14 protein-coding genes are annotated in these 15,564 nt (G+C 67.1%); all 14 read left to right on the top strand.

Going from position 1 to position 15,564, the window contains the following annotated elements; genetic code table 11:
- Positions 1-48 precede the first annotated feature (48 nt).
- The 14 genes from ACVWY1_RS00600 (at position 49) to ACVWY1_RS00535 (ending at position 15,509) form a co-directional block, all read left to right on the top strand.
- Positions 49-945, top strand: coding sequence for a LysR family transcriptional regulator (locus ACVWY1_RS00600; RefSeq protein WP_102682030.1), 897 nt, complete (start codon positions 49-51; stop codon positions 943-945).
- A 235-nt stretch (positions 946-1,180) separates the two neighbouring features.
- Positions 1,181-2,005 (top strand): ABC transporter permease, encoded by an 825-nt coding sequence (locus ACVWY1_RS00595; RefSeq protein WP_277504190.1) that lies wholly within the window; start codon positions 1,181-1,183, stop codon positions 2,003-2,005.
- 2 nt (positions 2,006-2,007) lie between these two features.
- A complete protein-coding gene (locus ACVWY1_RS00590; protein ID WP_110703351.1) occupies positions 2,008-2,769 on the top strand; it encodes an ABC transporter ATP-binding protein in 762 nt (253 codons plus the stop codon).
- Positions 2,766-3,956, top strand: coding sequence for an acyl-CoA dehydrogenase family protein (locus ACVWY1_RS00585; RefSeq protein WP_457377621.1), 1,191 nt, complete (start codon positions 2,766-2,768; stop codon positions 3,954-3,956). Before ACVWY1_RS00590 ends, ACVWY1_RS00585 begins: the two co-directional genes overlap by 4 nt.
- Positions 3,953-4,897, top strand: coding sequence for an NAD(P)-dependent oxidoreductase (locus tag ACVWY1_RS00580; protein WP_457377620.1), 945 nt, complete (start codon positions 3,953-3,955; stop codon positions 4,895-4,897). The genes ACVWY1_RS00585 and ACVWY1_RS00580 overlap by 4 nt, the downstream gene beginning before the upstream one ends.
- Positions 4,894-5,712: a class II aldolase/adducin family protein gene (locus ACVWY1_RS00575; RefSeq protein WP_457377619.1), complete on the top strand. Its 819-nt coding sequence runs from the start codon at positions 4,894-4,896 to the stop codon at positions 5,710-5,712. The genes ACVWY1_RS00580 and ACVWY1_RS00575 overlap by 4 nt, the downstream gene beginning before the upstream one ends.
- A gap of 15 nt (positions 5,713-5,727) precedes the next feature.
- Positions 5,728-6,684: an ABC transporter substrate-binding protein gene (locus ACVWY1_RS00570; protein WP_277504179.1), complete on the top strand. Its 957-nt coding sequence runs from the start codon at positions 5,728-5,730 to the stop codon at positions 6,682-6,684.
- Between the two features lie 45 nt (positions 6,685-6,729).
- The gene (locus tag ACVWY1_RS00565; RefSeq protein ID WP_277504176.1) at positions 6,730-7,956 is read left to right on the top strand and encodes a dipeptidase; all 1,227 of its coding nucleotides are present in this window, start codon (positions 6,730-6,732) and stop codon (positions 7,954-7,956) included.
- Between the two features lie 185 nt (positions 7,957-8,141).
- Entirely contained in the window at positions 8,142-9,716 is a 1,575-nt protein-coding gene (locus ACVWY1_RS00560) for a flavin monoamine oxidase family protein (RefSeq protein ID WP_277504175.1), read from the top strand.
- Between the two features lie 75 nt (positions 9,717-9,791).
- The gene (locus tag ACVWY1_RS00555) at positions 9,792-10,286 is read left to right on the top strand and encodes a RidA family protein (RefSeq protein ID WP_277504173.1); all 495 of its coding nucleotides are present in this window, start codon (positions 9,792-9,794) and stop codon (positions 10,284-10,286) included.
- 56 nt (positions 10,287-10,342) lie between these two features.
- Positions 10,343-12,793 carry a TonB-dependent receptor plug domain-containing protein gene (locus ACVWY1_RS00550; protein WP_198755416.1) on the top strand — a complete coding sequence of 817 codons (2,451 nt, stop codon included), beginning with the start codon at positions 10,343-10,345 and terminating at the stop codon, positions 12,791-12,793.
- The gene (locus tag ACVWY1_RS00545) at positions 12,793-13,743 is read left to right on the top strand and encodes an aliphatic sulfonate ABC transporter substrate-binding protein (RefSeq protein ID WP_457377618.1); all 951 of its coding nucleotides are present in this window, start codon (positions 12,793-12,795) and stop codon (positions 13,741-13,743) included. Before ACVWY1_RS00550 ends, ACVWY1_RS00545 begins: the two co-directional genes overlap by 1 nt.
- A 234-nt stretch (positions 13,744-13,977) precedes the next feature.
- The gene (locus tag ACVWY1_RS00540) at positions 13,978-14,754 is read left to right on the top strand and encodes a 2OG-Fe(II) oxygenase (protein WP_457377617.1); all 777 of its coding nucleotides are present in this window, start codon (positions 13,978-13,980) and stop codon (positions 14,752-14,754) included.
- Between the two features lie 5 nt (positions 14,755-14,759).
- Positions 14,760-15,509, top strand: a complete 750-nt coding sequence (locus ACVWY1_RS00535) for a tRNA-dependent cyclodipeptide synthase (protein ID WP_198755418.1) — start codon at positions 14,760-14,762, stop codon at positions 15,507-15,509.
- Positions 15,510-15,564 lie beyond the last annotated feature (55 nt).

The raw sequence follows: 15,564 nt of genomic DNA, 5'->3' as shown, positions 1-15,564 counted from the left end.
ATTATTCTTTTTGCGTATTTTTCCAGATATTTATTATGCGAATTAAGAATGAAGATAGATGATATCGATGCATTCGTGGCCGTCATCCGCAGCCAGTCCATCAGCCAGGCGGCCGAATCGCTGCGCCTGACCCAGCCGGCCATCACCCGTCGGGTGCAGAACTTCGAGGAAGCCCTCGGCGTCAGCCTGCTGGACCGCAACACCAAACCATTGAAACCCACGCCCATGGGCATGCGCGTCTACGAGCAGTGCCGGGCGGTGCTGCGCGAGATGGACGCGCTGCGCGAACTGGTGCTCAGCGACGCCTTGCCCAGTGGCGCGCTGCGCCTGGGGGTGCCGCAGACCATCGGCGACGTGGTGCTGCTCGACGCCCTCAGCCAGCTCAAGGCGCTGTATCCCGACCTGCAGACCCAAGTCGCCACCGGTTGGGGCAGCCACCTGCTGGGCAAGATGGAGAACGGCGAGCTGGACGCGGTGGCGGCACTGTTCCCGGCCGGCAAGGTGTTCCCAGAGGGCATCGTCGGTCGCTCGTTGGCGCGCATGGACCTGGTGGTGGTGGCTGCCCGCGGCGAGGTGGGCAAGCGCAGTTGCAAGCTTGCCGACTGCTACCAGCGTGGCTGGGTGCTCAACCCCGACGGCTGTGGTTTCCGTGCCGGTCTGCAGCGGGCGTTGAACGACGAAGGGCTGTCGCTGCGGATCAACCTGGAAACCTTCGGTACCGAGTTGCAACTGGGCTTGATCGCCAATGGCCTGGGCTTTGGCCTGGTGCCACGACCGTTGCTGGACAACAGCCGCCACCGCGAGCGCCTGGACATCGTGCAGGTAAGTGATTTCAAGCCGGTGATCGACTTGTGGCTGATCCATCCGCGTTTTCTCGGCAACCTGCAGGCGCCGGTGGCGTTGTTTGGCGAGACCGTGGCGCAGCGGGTGGCGAATCAACCGTAGGCGCGAGGCTGAAATGGGGCTGCGTTGCAGTCCCGAAGCACCCATGCAAATTTAATAATTTGCATATGTTGGCAATTGTTGAATGCATTATTTGTATATTAGGTTAGAAGCATATCGAATTTCACGGCACTTTTTAAGATCGATAGCATAAGGATCAAGCCAGACACCGGCGGGCTTGATCGACACTCCCGCCGCGGCCAGCAATCAATGGATCGGCCTTGAGCGAGGAGATGGAATGTCCCGGCAAAGCAACACACTTGTCCCCGCCACGGCCCTGCTGACCCTGTTGCGCTGGCAGGGTTGGCGTAACCTTGGCCTGCGCCTGATCAGCCCGTTGCTGTTGCTGGTGGCGTGGGAACTTGCCTCGCGCAGCGGCCTGTTGCCGCCGCGAATCATCGCCGCGCCCAGCGCCATCGGCGACACCCTCTGGCAGATGATCGTCAGCGGCGAGCTGGCCGGGCATTTGTGGGTATCCCTCAAGCGTGCCCTGAGCGGCCTGGCCATCGGGGTCAGCGTGGGCACTCTGCTGGCGTTGCTCGCAGGCCTTTCGCGGCGTGGCGAACTCGCCATCGACTCGCCGGTGCAGATGCTGCGCACCTTGCCGTTCCTGGCCATCGTGCCGCTGTTCATCCTGTGGTTCGGCGTGGGCGAAACGCCCAAGATCGCCCTGATTGCCCTGGGCACCACCTTCCCGGTGTACCTCTCCCTGTTTTCCGGCATCCGTGGCGTCGACCCCAAGCTGGTGGAGGCTGGGCAGCTGTTCGGCCTGGGGCGCCTGGGGCTGGTCTGGCACGTGATCCTGCCCGGCGCGCTGCCGGCGTTTTTCGTCGGCCTGCGCTACGCCTTCGGCATCAGTTGGCTAGGCCTGGTGGTGGTCGAGCAGATCAACGCCAGCGCCGGGCTGGGCTATCTGGTCAACGACGCCCGCGATTTCATGCGCACCGACGTCATCGTCATCTGCCTGATCGTCTACAGCGTGCTGGGCCTGTCCATCGACACCCTCGTGCGCTTGCTCGAACGCCTGGCCCTGGCCTGGCGCCCCACCTTCATAAGGAACTGATCATGGAAGTCGCACTGCAACGCCTGCGCCCACCGGTGCGGGTGCGCGGGCTCACGCGCAGGTTCCAGGGCCACACGGTGCTCGATGGCCTGGACCTGGACCTGGCGCCCGGCGAGTTCGTCGCCTTGCTCGGCCGTAGCGGCTCGGGCAAGACCACCTTGCTGCGAGCGCTGGCCGGCCTGGACCGGGTGGAGGCGGGCACGCTGGAGGTACCCGGCGTGCATGCGGCGGTGTTCCAGGAGCCGCGGCTGATGCCCTGGAAGCGGGCCTGGCGCAATGTCCTCCTGGGCCTGAGGGGCGCCGAGCCAAAAGCGCGTGCCCTGGCGGCGCTGCGTGAAGTAGGCCTGGCGCACCGCACCGAAGCCTGGCCGGGCACCCTGTCCGGTGGCGAGGCCCAGCGCGTGGCCCTGGCCCGGGCGCTGGTGCGCGAGCCGCAACTGCTGCTGCTCGACGAGCCGTTCGCCGCCCTGGACGCCTTGACGCGCATGCGCATGCACCAGTTGATCCTCGAACTGTGGCGCACCCATCAGCCATCGGTGCTGCTGGTCACTCACGACGTCGACGAAGCCTTGCTGCTGGCCGACCGGGTCGTGGTGCTGGACGCCGGGCGCATCGCCGAGCAGATCCCGATTCGCCTGCCGCGCCACCGCGAGGTGGCCAGCCGTGGCTTCCAGGCGCTGCGCCAACACCTGCTGGCCCTGCTCGGCGTCGAAGCGCCTGCGCCCAGCCATGCCCATACCCTCGCACGGACCGCCCAACGATGAGCCTCGACCTGCATACCGCCGCCAAGGCGGCCGACCTCGATTCGCCGGCCTTCGCCGACTTGCTGGCCCACCTGAGCGACGAATTCGCCGCCAGCGCCGCCGAGCACGATCGCCAAGGCAGCTTCCCCCACGCCAACCTGCGGCGCCTGCATGAACATGGCCTGCTGGCCCTGACCGTGCCGCGCCGCCTGGGTGGCAGCGAAGCGACGCTGGCCCAGGCCCGGCGGGTGATCGCCGCCGTGGCCCGGGGCGAGCCGTCCACCGCCCTGGTGCTGGTGATGCAGTACCTGCAGCACGCGCGCCTGCAACAGAACCAGGCCTGGCCTGAACACCTGCGCCTGCGCCTGGCCCGCGAGGCGGTGGCGGACGGCGCGCTGGTCAACGCCCTGCGTGTGGAGCCGGAGCTGGGCACCCCGGCCCGGGGCGGCCTGCCGGCCACCGTCGCCCGGCAGGTGGCCGAGGGCTGGCGGATCAACGGGCGCAAGATCTACTCAACCGGCATCCCCGGCCTGACCTGGCTGGCAGTATGGGCGCGTAGCGACGAGGACGAGCCGCGGGTCGGCACCTGGCTGGTACATCGCGACACACCGGGCATCCGCATCGAGGAAACCTGGGACCACCTGGGCATGCGTGCCACCTGCAGCCACGACGTGATCTTCGATGATGTGCTGGTGCCCGCCGAGCACGCCGTGGACATCCTCCCGGCGCGCCAGCCACGCCCGTCCGAACTCGATCACAACGGCGTGCTGTGGCTGGCCGTGCTGCTGTCGAGCATCTACGACGGCGTCGCCCGTGCCGCCCGCGACTGGCTGGTGGGCTGGCTGGCCGAGCGCACTCCGGCCAATCTCGGCGCGCCGCTGTCGAGCCTGCCGCGTTTCCAGGAACTGGTGGGGCGCATCGACGCCTTGCTGCTGTCCAACCGGGTCCTGCTCGACGCCGCCGCCGAAGGGCGCATCCCGGCGAGCGAGGCCACCCAGGTCAAGTACCTGGTCACCACCCAGGCCATCAGCGCGGTCGAATTGGCCGTCGAAGCGATCGGCAACCCGGCGCTGGCCCGGGGCAACCCGCTTGAGCGGCATTACCGCGATGTGCTGTGCAGCCGTATCCACACCCCGCAGAACGACGCGGTGCTCGGCGCCGCCGGCCGCTCGGCGTTTGCCTTGCCCAGCCGTGGCGGCCAGGCATGAGCGGCGTGCGCATCGCCAGTCAGCTGGACGCGCGGTTCAACGCGTTGCTGGCCGCCGCCGTGCCAGGCGTGGAAATCCTGGCGTTGCCCAGGGGCGTGCCCCATGGGCTGCCGGACGATGTTCGGGTCCTGCTGGCCGCGCCCGACCCTGGCCTGCGTGACGCCGTAGCGCCGCCCTCGGGCTGGCCGTTCGGGCTCGGTTTCGTGCAACTGGTTAGCTCCGGCATCGACTTCTTTCCCGGTTGGTTGCTCGAGCCGGTGCCTGTGGCCAGTGCTCGCGGGGTGACGGCGGACAGCCTGGCCGAGTTCGCCCTGGCGGCGATGTTCGCGGCCGCCAAGCAACTGCCGCAGCTGTGGATCGACGAGCCCGGGCAGTGGCAGCCACGTCCGCTGGCCTCGCTGGCCGGCAGCACCTTGGGTATCTACGGTTTCGGGCGGATCGGCCAGGCCCTGGCGCGCAAGGCCCTGGCCCTGGACATCGAGGTGATCGCCCTGCGGCGCTCGGCCAGGCCGTTCGAGGTGGCCGGCGTACGAGGCGTGGCCAGCGTCGAGGAACTGTTCGCCCGCGCCGATCACCTGGTACTGGCGGCACCGGCCGACCCGTCGACCCTGCATGTCGTCGATCGGCGTAGCCTCGCCCACGCCAAGCCCGGTCTGCACCTGATCAATATCGCCCGGGGCAGCCTGGTGGACCAGGACGCCTTGCTCGATGCCCTGGACAGCGGCCAGGTGGCCCTGGCCAGCCTCGATGTCACCGAGCCCGAGCCGTTGCCGGCCGGGCACCGGCTGTACGGCCATCCCAAGGTCCGGCTGAGCCCTCATACCTCGGCCAACACGCCGCAGGTGTACCGCAACCTCGCCGCGCTGCTGGCGCGCAACCTCGAACATTTGCGCAGCGGACGACCGCTGGAGAACCTGCTGGCCCAAGGAGAGACCGCATGAGCGCCAGGCTGAGCCGCCTACCCACCGCCTATTCACTACCCCGCGACGGCCACACCGTGCATCGCTGGCAGGACCCGCCCCAGCAACCGACCCTCGAGGCCGAGCGCCTGCTGCGCAAGCAGCGCCTGGCCGGCTCGTTCCGCCTGTTTGCCCGGCATGGTTTCGACATGGGCGGCGCCGGCCATATCACCGTGCGCGACCCCCAGTACCCCGATCACTTCTGGGTCAATCCGGTGGGCGTGTACTTCGGCCATATCCGCGTCAGCGACCTGCTGTTGGTGAGTCCTCGGGGCGAGATCGTCGAAGGGCAGGGCGCGTTGAACCTCGCCGCCTTTGCCATCCACGCGGCGCTGCACGAGGCGCGCCCGGACGTGGTGGCCGCCGCCCATGCCCATTCGTTGTACGGCAAGGCCTGGTCGAGCCAGGGACGCCTGCTCGACCCGCTGACCCAGGACGCCTGCGCCTTTCATGGCAAGCACGCGCTGTTCGACAACTTCACCGGGGTGGTGCTGGAGGCCAGCGAGGGCGCGCGCATCGCCGCCACGCTGGGGCCGGACAAGGTCGCGCTGATCTTGCAGAACCATGGCCTGCTGACCGTCGGGCGCACAGTGGAAGCGGCGGTGTGGCGCTTCATCGCCCTGGACAACGCCGCCCACGCGCAACTATTGGCCGAGGCAGCCGGCACGCCACGGCCGATCCCGGCGGCGGTGGCCGAGCACACGGCGCGCCAGGTCGGTACCGAGTTCGGCGGCTGGTTCAGCTTCCAGCCGTACTGGGATCGCCTGCTGCGCGACGAACCCGACTTTCTCGACTGAATGCAAGGAGGCGCCATGAATCGCCGTCGTTTTCTGCAGTACAGCGCCCTGGGCGGGCTCGCCTGCGCGCTGCCCGGCGCCTTTGCCCGCGACTGGCAAGGGTTGACCCTGGGCGTGGCCACCTACAAGGGCGCCGCGCCGACCTTTTTCGAACAGGCCGGCATCGAGCGCCCACCGTATGGCGTGAAATACGCCGAGTTCAATGGCGGCAACCTCGGTTTCGAGGCGCTGGTCAGCGGTACCCTGGACCTGGCGCCGATGAGCGAGATCCCGCCGATCTTCGGTATCCGCAATCAGGCGCCGGTCAGGCTCATCGCCGTGCTGACCGGTGATGTCAACAACCAGGCCTTCATCGTGCCCAGGGGGGCGACGATGCAATCGCTGGCCGAGCTGCCGGGCAAGCGGGTCGGTTACATCCGCTCGACGTCGTCGCACTACCTGTTGCTGCGCGCCCTCAAGGACCAGGGCCTGACCCTGGCGGACATCCAACCCCTGGCGCTGACGCCCCAGGATGGCTTCGCCGCGTTCCAGAACGGCAACCTGGATGTCTGGGTGACCTTTGGCTACTTCATCCAGCTGGCCGAGCTGCGCAGCGGTGCGCGGGTGCTGCGCACCGGGCAGGGCTACCTGTCGGGCAACTACGTGATCGCCGCCAACCGGCGGGCAATCGAGGATCCGCTCAAGCGCGCGGCGATCGAGGACTATGTACGCCGCGAGTACCGCAGCTGGCAATGGGTGCAGCACCACCCCGAGGCGTGGGCGGCGCGATGCGAGCAGGTGCTGGGCATCCCCCGGGAAGTGTTCATTGCCCAGTACAAGGCCCAGAGCGGGCCGCGGGTGCTGCAGGCGGTGGACGATGCCGCGGTGCGTTCGCAGCAGGACGTGGCCGACACCTTCCACGCCGCCGGCGTACTGCCCCAGCGCCTGGACGTGGCGCCGTTGTGGGATCGCAGTTTCAGCTGGACCGAGTGATTCATGCGGCCCCCCGCAGGGCCGCATCTGGCAAAAAGGACTTCCATGCCTCGTTCAACTCGATACGCCTGGCTGCCGCTGGCACTGGCCTGCAGCACCGCGCTGGCCGATGTCGCGCCCTCGACCCGCGCCCTGCATGAGCGCCTGATCGTGCTCGACAGCCACCTGGACACACCCATGCAACTGGCCCGGCCCGGCTGGGACATCGGGCAGCGCCACCGCTATGCCGACGATCTGTCCCAGGTCGACCTGCCGCGCATGCGCGACGGTGGCCTGGACGGCGGATTCTTCGCCATCTTCACCCCCCAGGGTCCGCTCACGCCCGAGGGACGCACCCTGGCCAGCGAACATGGCCTGGCGGTGATCACCCGCATCCGCGACATGGTCGCCGCCCGGCCGGACGCGTTCGCCCTGGCCACGCGGGCGCAGGAGGTGCCGGCGATCGTTGCCTCAGGGCGGCGGGTGGTGCTGATCAGCATGGAAAACGCCGAACCGCTGGCGGCCGACCCCGGCCGGCTGGCCACCTACCACCGTCTGGGCTTGCGCATGCTGGGCCTGGTGCATGCGCAGAACAACGATTTCGCCGATTCGGCCACTGCCTTGCCGCACTGGCATGGGCTGAGCCCGGCCGGCCGCGAGTTGGTGCAGGCAGCCAACCGCCTGGGGATCCTGATCGATGTGTCCCATGCCTCCGATGCGGTGTTCGATCAGGTGCTGGCGTTGTCCCGTGCCCCGGTGATCGCCTCGCATTCCGGCGCCCGGGCCATCGGCCCGCATCCGCGCAATCTCGATGATGAACGTTTGCGCCAGCTTGCTGCCGGGGGCGGGGTGGTGCAGGTCAACACCTACGCCAGCGACCTGGTGCCGCGTGCGCCGAATCCCGCCCGGGACACGGCCCTGGCACCGCTGTACCGGGAGTTCCGCCTGGCGGCCAGCCTGCCGCCCGCGCAGGTGGCGGACCTGGCCCGGCGCATACGCGAGGTCGAGGCCCGGTATCCGTTGCCGGCAACCAGCCTGGACGACTTCATGGCGCATCTGCTGCACATCCTTGACGTAGTCGGGCCACGGCATGTCGGCATCGGCGCGGATTGGGATGGTGGCGGCGGGGTGACGGGACTGCGCGATGTCAGCGATTTGCCGGAGATCACTGCGCGGTTGTTGGCGGCGGGGTACCACGAACGGGACCTCGCGGATATCTGGGGAGGGAACCTGTTGCGAGTGATGGGAGAGGCGCAGACCGCTGCTGCCGCGAGCTCAGGTGTTTCAAAATAATTATGCGTTTTGTGCAGAATGCAAAGCCTGAGACATTACACATTTTAATATTTGCATATGCTCAAAATGTATTTCTCTTATCCCATCCCGCTCTCTAGGATGGCTCCACATAGAGCGTTTTCGTAGCTTGATAACGTCAAGCCATAACTGAAAGCGATAACCGTGGACCAGGGAGAGTGCCCGCGATGCCATTGACCAGACGACAGCTCATTGCCCGTATCGGTGTGGTCGGTGGCCTGCAGGCTGCCACGGCGGCACTGGGCCTGTTTGGCACGACGGGATCGGCACGGGCCAGCCAGGAGAACTACGCCGCGTTGCCAATGGCCCGTGTAGGGCAGGGCGCCACTGTCACCGTGGTCGGCGCCGGCATCGGCGGCCTGGTGGCGGCCTACGAGCTGCGCAAGGCCGGTTTCGCCGTCACCCTGCTGGAGGCCCGCGAACGGGTTGGCGGGCGCAACTGGACCGTGCGCCGGGGGGATCGGGTCGCGTTCACCGATGGCAGCGTGCAGACCGTCGCGTTCGACGAGGGTTTCTACCTCAACGCCGGCCCCGGCCGACTGCCCAGCCATCACCAGTTGATGCTCGGCTATTGCCGCGAGCTGGGAGTGGCGCTTGAGGTGCTGGTCAACACCAGCCGCAACGCCCTGGTGCGTCCCGACCTCGACCAGCCGCCAATGCAGATCCGCCAGGCAGTCAACGACAGCCGTGGGCACCTGGCCGAACTGCTGGCCAAGGCCGTCGACCGCCAGGCCCTGGACCAGGAACTGAGCCTGGACGACCGGCGCAACCTGCTGGGCTTCCTGCGCACCTGGGGCGACCTGTCGGAGAAACTCGAGTACCTGGGCTCGGCGCGCTCGGGCTACAAGGTCTGGCCCGGGGCCGGCGACCAGCAGGCCCTGCGCAACGACCCGCTGCCCCTGCGCACCTTGCTCAACCCGGCCCTGGGCACGGCACTGATGATCGACGAGTACCCGGAGTTCTCGCCGACCATGTTCCAGCCGGTGGGCGGCATGGACCGTATTCCCCTGGCCTTCCAGCGCCACCTGCAGGATGTTCTGCGCCTGGGGGCCGAGGTGGGCTCGATCCGCAATTTCGAGGATCGGGTGGAGATCGGTTACCAGCAGCAGGGTCAGCCACAGCGCATCACCAGCGATTATGCGGTGATCGCCTTGCCGCTGCCGCTGCTGGCGAAGCTCGACAGCAACTTCAGCGCCCAGGTGCGCCAAGCGATCGCCGCCGTGCAATTCGGCCATGCCAACAAGGTGGCCTGGCAGTCCCGCCGGTTCTGGGAGACCGACTACCAGATCTACGGCGGCCTGTCGTTCATCAATCAGGCGTCTTCCGGCCTGTGGTACCCCAGCGGTGGCTTCAACCAGGCCGAGGGCATTCTCGTCGCCGCCTACAACAACGGCGAGACTGCCCGCCAGTTCGCCGACAAGTCGGTCGCCGAGCAGATCGCCCTGTCGCGCCAGGCCGTGGAGCTGCTGCACCCCGGTCACGGCCACGAACTGCGCAAGCCGTTGGTGGTGGACTGGGGGCGCATACCCCACAGCCTCGGGCCGTGGGTCAGCCATCCGCTGGCCGATGCCGACTATGACCTGCTCAACCAGGCTCAGGGGCGGGTACACCTGACCAGCGACGCGCTGGCCCACAGCGGCATCGGCATCTGGCAGGAGACCGCCGCCGGCGCCGCCCGGCGGGTGGTGCGCAACCTGTGCGAGCGTGCCCAGGGCTCCTCGCAGGCCCGGCAGACCGCCTGAACAATACACAACGAAAACCATCTGCCAGGTAGCGGACCTCCGAGGCTGGCGCCTACACATCAGTGGAGCTTCGCCATGCCTTTCAAGCACGCCCTTCTGGGGTTGGGGGTCCTGTTCGCCGCGGCCAGCCAGGCCGCCGATATCGAGCGCGTCCCCTCGACCTATCCCAACTCGCCGATCCTGCAGTCGGCGACCCTGCCGCCGGGCACGGCGCTGACCTTCGTCTCGGGGATCCTGCCCGACCCGGCCGACCCCAAGGCGGCCAAGGATGAGCTGCGCGCCAATGGCGACACCGAGGCGCAGACCGTGGCGGTGCTGCGCAAGGTCGAAGCCGCCCTGGCGCCGCGCGGCCTCGGCCTGGGCGATGTGGTGCAGTTACGGGTGTACCTGGTGGGCGATCCGCGATTGCAGGGGCGCATGGACTTCGACGGCCTGCAGCGCGGCTTCCGCCAGTTCTTCGGCAGTGAGCGCCAGCCGTTGAAACCGACCCGTACCACGGTGCAGGTGGCCGGGCTGGTATTGCCCGGCGCCCTGATCGAAGTCGAGGCGGTCGCCGCCAAGGCCCGTTGAACCCCCGAACCCGAGAGCGGCGGCCGGGCCATGGCCGCCACAAGGAATATCCGCAGATGCCCAAGACCTTCAAGCTTTCCCCCGTGGCCACCGCCCTGGCCCTGAGCCTGGCCGGCGAGGCCATCGCCGCCGAAGACCCGGCGCTGTCTACCGTGGTGGTGACCGGCGTGCGCGGCAGCCAGCAGCGCACCGTGACCGACAGCCCGGTGCCGGTGGACGTGATCTCCGGCGAGCAACTGCGCACCAGCGGCCAGAACGGCCTCAAGGACATGCTCACGCGCCTGTTGCCCTCGTTCAACGCACCCACCATCAACGGTGGCGGCACCGCCTTCCTGGTGCGCGGCATCAGCATGCGCGGCCTGGGCGGCGACCAGGTGCTGATCCTGGTCAACGGCAAGCGCCGGCACAACACGGCGATGATCAACAACAACGCGCGTGTCGGCACGGCCGCGGTGCCGGTGGACCTGGACCTTATTCCCACCGCGGCGATCGAGCGCATCGAGGTGCTGCGCGACGGCGCGGCGGCGCAGTACGGCTCCGACGCCATCGCCGGGGTGATCAACATCATCCTCAAGCAGGACGCCGAGGGCATCACCTCCGACAGTTCCGTCGGGCAGTACTATGCCGGGGACGGCACCAGCGGCCATGAGGCGGCCAACGCCGGCTTCGGCCTGGGCGACGGCGGCTTTCTCAACCTGTCGTTCGACGCCAAGGTGCAGGAACCCTACGACCGCGCCGGCGCCGTGCGCGGCAACTTCACCACCCTGGCCAACGGCGAGCCCGACCCGCGCCTGAGCGAACGCCACGGCTGGGGCGAGGAATACGGCCTGGGCCGCGACCGCACCTACAGCGGCGCCTACAACCTGGAACTGCCCCTGGGCGAGGCACTGAAGCTGTACTCGTTCTCCACCCTCAGCTACCGCGACGGCAAGAAGGTCCTCGGCCACCGCGCGCCCACCGACATCACCGCGACCAACTGGCTGCCCAACGCGCCCTATCCGAAAGGCGGCCAGGCCACCCGCGAAGTGGAGGAGACCGACTACCAGTTGCTCGCCGGCCTCAAGGGCCTGGCCGCCAACTGGGATTGGGACCTGTCGACCACCTATGGCCGCGACAAGGCCAAGCTGTACACCGACAACAACCTCAACCTGTCCAACGACCCGTTGCTGAGCCAGCGTCGCTTTCACCTGACCGACGAGATCTTCGACCAGTGGACCACCAACCTGGACTTCAGCCGGGCCCTGGACATTGGCTGGAGCAGCCCGCTGGAAACCTCGTTCGGCGTCGAGTACCGCTGGGAGAAGTACCAACTCACCGAGGGCGAACCCAATTCCTACAACTATGGCGACTACGTCATCCCAAGCGGCCCGCTGGCCGGACGGCGTCCGGACCCCGGCCTGTTCTCGGTCAACGGCACCACGCCGGAGGATGCCGGGCAGATGATCCGCCATAGCGGTGCGGCCTACGTCGACTTTGGCCTCAACCTCACCCCGCAGTGGTACAGCGCCTTCGCCCTGCGCTACGAGCGCTACAACCAGGAGGTCGGCGAGACCGTCAGCGGCAAGTTCACCACCCGCTACGAGTTCGCTCCGGGTTATGCGGTGCGCGCGGCGGTGAGCAATGGCTTCCGTGCGCCGTCTCTGGCGCAGAACGTGTTCTCTTCGACCAGCTCGGTGACGATCTTTGGCGCCGGCGGCAGCACCAGTACCGCACGCACCAAGCAGATGCGCCCCGGCTCGCCCGAGGCCATTGCCCTCGGCGCCCAGACCCTGGAACCGGAGAAGTCGCGCAACTACAGCCTGGGCTTCACCGCCGAGCCCACCGAGCGCCTGCGCCTGACTGCCGACTTCTACCTGATCGACATCGACGACCGCATCCTGCAGACCGGCGTGCTCACCGGGCCCGCGGTGTCGCAAATCCTGGTGGCCAACGGCCTGTCGCCTGACTTGTCCGGGCAGTACTTCGCCAACGCCGCGGACACCCGCACCAAAGGCGTCGACCTGGTGGCCGAGTACCGCCAGCCGCTCGCCGAGTACGGCACCGTGCGCTGGAGCCTGGCCTACAACCGCAACAAGACCACCATCCGTGACCTGGCCGACACCCCGGCGAGCCTGTCGAGCCTCGGCGCAGGGTACGTGCTGTTCGACCGCCAGCAGCAGATCGACCTGACCAAGGCCACACCCAAGGACAAGTGGATCCTCAACAGCAACTACAAGGTCGACGACTGGACGCTGAACCTGACCCTGACCCGCTACGGCGAGTACACCGAAGGCTCGAACATCCCGGCCAACGACCGCACCTACAGCGCCAAGTGGATCACCGACATCGACGTGGCCTACGACCTCACCCAGAACATCACGGTGGCGCTGGGCGCCAACAACCTGTTCGACAAGTACCCGGACAAGATCGGCATCGTGCCCTGGGCCGGGACCTACGAGTACGGGATGTTCTCGCCCTATGGACTGGGTGGGGGTTACTACTACGGCCGCGTGAGCCTGGCGTTCTGATGAGTCATTTATTCAGTGGGCGTCACATGCTGACGGGGTTGCTGTGCCTGGTGCTGGGGGGCGTTCACGCAGACGAAACCCTGCGCGTCTCCAGCCAGAAGAACTCGCTGCAGGTGCTGCTGCAGGCCGCCGGCGAGCTCGACGATGTACCGTACCCCCTGGAGTTCGCCGCCTTCGGCGCCGCCGCACCCACCGCCGAGGCCCTGGCGGCCGGCGCGGTGGATATCGGCACCCTGGGCACCGCGCCGTTCGTGTTCGCCACTGCGGCCGGCGCCGGGCTCAAGACCGTCGGGGTGGTGCGCCTGCAGGTGACGCCCACGGCGGTGGCGATCGTCGTGCCCGAAGCGTCGCCATTGAGCGACGCGGCGTCGCTGGTGGGCCGGCGCATCACCACCACCCGTGGCTCCATCGGCCATTACCTGGCGCTGGCAGCGTTGCGCGCCACTGGCCACAGCGGCCGCGACGCCACGTTCGTGTTTCTCCAACCAGGCGAGTCACGCAGCCTGCTGGCCAACGGCGGCGCAGACGCCTGGGCCACCTGGGACCCGTACACCAGCATGGTCCAGCTCGAAGGCGGCACGCGGGTGCTGGTCAGCGGCGAAGGCTTGTTCGCCGGCAACATGCTGCTGGTGGCCAACCCTGCGACGATCCGCGACAAGCCGGCGCAACTGCGGGATTTCCTGCGCCGGGTTGGCCGCGCCTGGGACTGGGCCAACGCCCATGTCGAGGAGTTCTCGGCGATTCAGGCCCGCCAGAGCGGGCTGCCGCTGGAGGTGCACCTACGCTCGAACCGATTTTCACAGCCACGCCAAGTTGCGGTGGACGACGCGCTGGTCAGGGACTTGGCCGACACCGCCCGGCTGTACCAGGACGAGGGGGTGATCGGCCCGGGCTTCGTTGCCGAACAACAGGTGGACAAACAGTTCAATGAAGCACCGGAAGTTCAGTGAAAGTTATCCGCAGTACGTAACTTAAGTTGTAATTTTTATAATGTTCATGCGTATCTCTGATAATGGCTTAAGTTATTCTGTAATATTTTGAAAAAAGTTTTGATGCTAGAGAAAAACGATATTTCACAAGTGCTTGCTGCTTGTTGAAGATGGCCTGGCGACCATCGGAAGTCGCCGGTTAGCCGCCATTCACAGGTGCAGTCAAACCGTTCAGGAATACGCGAGGGAGTGTTCATGCTGACGATTACCACGGTCGAGGAATTGACCGCCGCACAGTTAGACGATGTGATTCACGCCCGCACACTGGGCATCCTGATCAAAGGTTTCGCACCCGCCGACACCGTGGCCTTGGCCCTGGAGCGCCTGAGTCATCACGAGCTGCGTGGTGCCTTCAGCGAGCAGACCGAGTTCGTGCGCCTGGGCAAGGCCTACATCGAGATCAGGGACGAGGCCAGCCGAGCCGAGTACCACGGCCAGGCCATCGCCAATATTCGCAAGATCCGCAGCGCCTTCGGCCCGCTGGCATCGCCCATCGACCATCTGCGCCTGCTGCTCGACGAGGTCTGGCCCAAAGGGGCGCGGCTGCTGGATGTGAACGGGCGCAAGTGCTTCGTCGGCATCGCCCGCTTCCAGGGCAACAACGTCGACCTCACGCCGCATACCGATGACCTGGCCCGCAATGCCCCGGCCGACCACCAGCCGCGGCTGCTCACCCAGCTGTCGACCAACATCTACCTGCAGATCCCCGAGGACGGCGGCGAGCTGGAGATCTGGAACCTGCACCCCGACGAGGCCGAGTACGAACGCCTGCGTGGCCAGCGCGCCTACGGTATCGAGCGCCACCTGCTGCCGCCACCGGACCTGGTGGTCAAGCCCGAGGCGGGTGACCTGATTTTTCTCAACCCGCGGTTGGTCCACGCGGTGCGCCCCTCGGCCACCAGCACCCGGGTCACCCTCGGCGTATTCATCGGTTATTTCGGCGACGACCAGCCTTTGGCCTACTGGAGCTAAGCAACATGAGCAATGTGGAAGCGATCAACCTCAAAGCCTATTTCAACAAGGGCGGCGAAGCGCTGGACTTCACCGGCAAGCGCTGCGTGCTGGCAGTCAGCGTGGGCCAGGAATACCACGAGGAGCAGAAGCTCAGCTCTACCGTGCACCTGATCAACAAGTCCGGTTTCAGCCAGGTGAAGGTGGTGGTGGCCGACACCTTGCAGCGCCACAACAAGCACGGCAAGTCGCCGGGCGAGGCGCTGTCGGCGTCGATTCGCGATGGTGACGCGTGGCTGGCGCGCAACCGCAAGTACCTGGCCGGATTGGAGGCGCCGGTAAGCATCAGCCGCTGGAACCAGGAGCTGGCCTCGGACCGTTACGCCGAGCTGCGCCAGCAGGTGAACCAGCTTTATCGGGAAAGCGAGGAGCTGCGCGCCGCCATCGAAGCCACCATTGGCGTGTTCATCGAGCGTCTGCGAGTGCGTGACCCCGAGGCGGACCTGGAGCGCGCCGCCGCCCAGTGCCGCGAGTACATCCTCGAGGAAGTGCCGATCATCCTGCCGCAGTGGGCCGAGCAGGGGTACGACTACGTGATCTACCCGCAGCAGATGACCGACGCCATGGCGACCGCCCGGCGCCTGCTGGTCGAGCCTCACGCGCCAGACCGCGTGCACTGGCTGCCGCTGAAGTTCAAGAAACGCGGCATTCCGATTCCCTTCACCCTGCCAGGGGTGGTGCATCCGGCCTGGGCCGCCAGCGCCATTGCCATCTGACCTTTAGCCACGCAGGCCCCACGCCACACGGACGATGGCCTTCACACTGAAATCC

The organism is Pseudomonas sp. TE6288, from assembly GCF_054062095.1.
This window is presented reverse-complemented; position numbering and strand designations above follow the sequence as displayed.

What these genes read in the sequence shown, in the direction of transcription:
- ACVWY1_RS00565 (WP_277504176.1), top strand. Translation starts at nt 6,730, where the DNA reads ATGCCTCGTTCAACTCGATACGCCTGGCTGCCGCTGGCACTGGCCTGC.
- ACVWY1_RS00555 (WP_277504173.1), top strand. Translation starts at nt 9,792, where the DNA reads ATGCCTTTCAAGCACGCCCTTCTGGGGTTGGGGGTCCTGTTCGCCGCG.
- ACVWY1_RS00570 (WP_277504179.1), top strand. Translation starts at nt 5,728, where the DNA reads ATGAATCGCCGTCGTTTTCTGCAGTACAGCGCCCTGGGCGGGCTCGCC.
- ACVWY1_RS00600 (WP_102682030.1), top strand. Translation starts at nt 49, where the DNA reads ATGAAGATAGATGATATCGATGCATTCGTGGCCGTCATCCGCAGCCAG.
- ACVWY1_RS00535 (WP_198755418.1), top strand. Translation starts at nt 14,760, where the DNA reads ATGAGCAATGTGGAAGCGATCAACCTCAAAGCCTATTTCAACAAGGGC.
- ACVWY1_RS00550 (WP_198755416.1), top strand. Translation starts at nt 10,343, where the DNA reads ATGCCCAAGACCTTCAAGCTTTCCCCCGTGGCCACCGCCCTGGCCCTG.
- ACVWY1_RS00560 (WP_277504175.1), top strand. Translation starts at nt 8,142, where the DNA reads ATGCCATTGACCAGACGACAGCTCATTGCCCGTATCGGTGTGGTCGGT.
- ACVWY1_RS00585 (WP_457377621.1), top strand. Translation starts at nt 2,766, where the DNA reads ATGAGCCTCGACCTGCATACCGCCGCCAAGGCGGCCGACCTCGATTCG.
- ACVWY1_RS00590 (WP_110703351.1), top strand. Translation starts at nt 2,008, where the DNA reads ATGGAAGTCGCACTGCAACGCCTGCGCCCACCGGTGCGGGTGCGCGGG.
- ACVWY1_RS00540 (WP_457377617.1), top strand. Translation starts at nt 13,978, where the DNA reads ATGCTGACGATTACCACGGTCGAGGAATTGACCGCCGCACAGTTAGAC.
- ACVWY1_RS00580 (WP_457377620.1), top strand. Translation starts at nt 3,953, where the DNA reads ATGAGCGGCGTGCGCATCGCCAGTCAGCTGGACGCGCGGTTCAACGCG.
- ACVWY1_RS00545 (WP_457377618.1), top strand. Translation starts at nt 12,793, where the DNA reads ATGAGTCATTTATTCAGTGGGCGTCACATGCTGACGGGGTTGCTGTGC.
- ACVWY1_RS00595 (WP_277504190.1), top strand. Translation starts at nt 1,181, where the DNA reads ATGTCCCGGCAAAGCAACACACTTGTCCCCGCCACGGCCCTGCTGACC.
- ACVWY1_RS00575 (WP_457377619.1), top strand. Translation starts at nt 4,894, where the DNA reads ATGAGCGCCAGGCTGAGCCGCCTACCCACCGCCTATTCACTACCCCGC.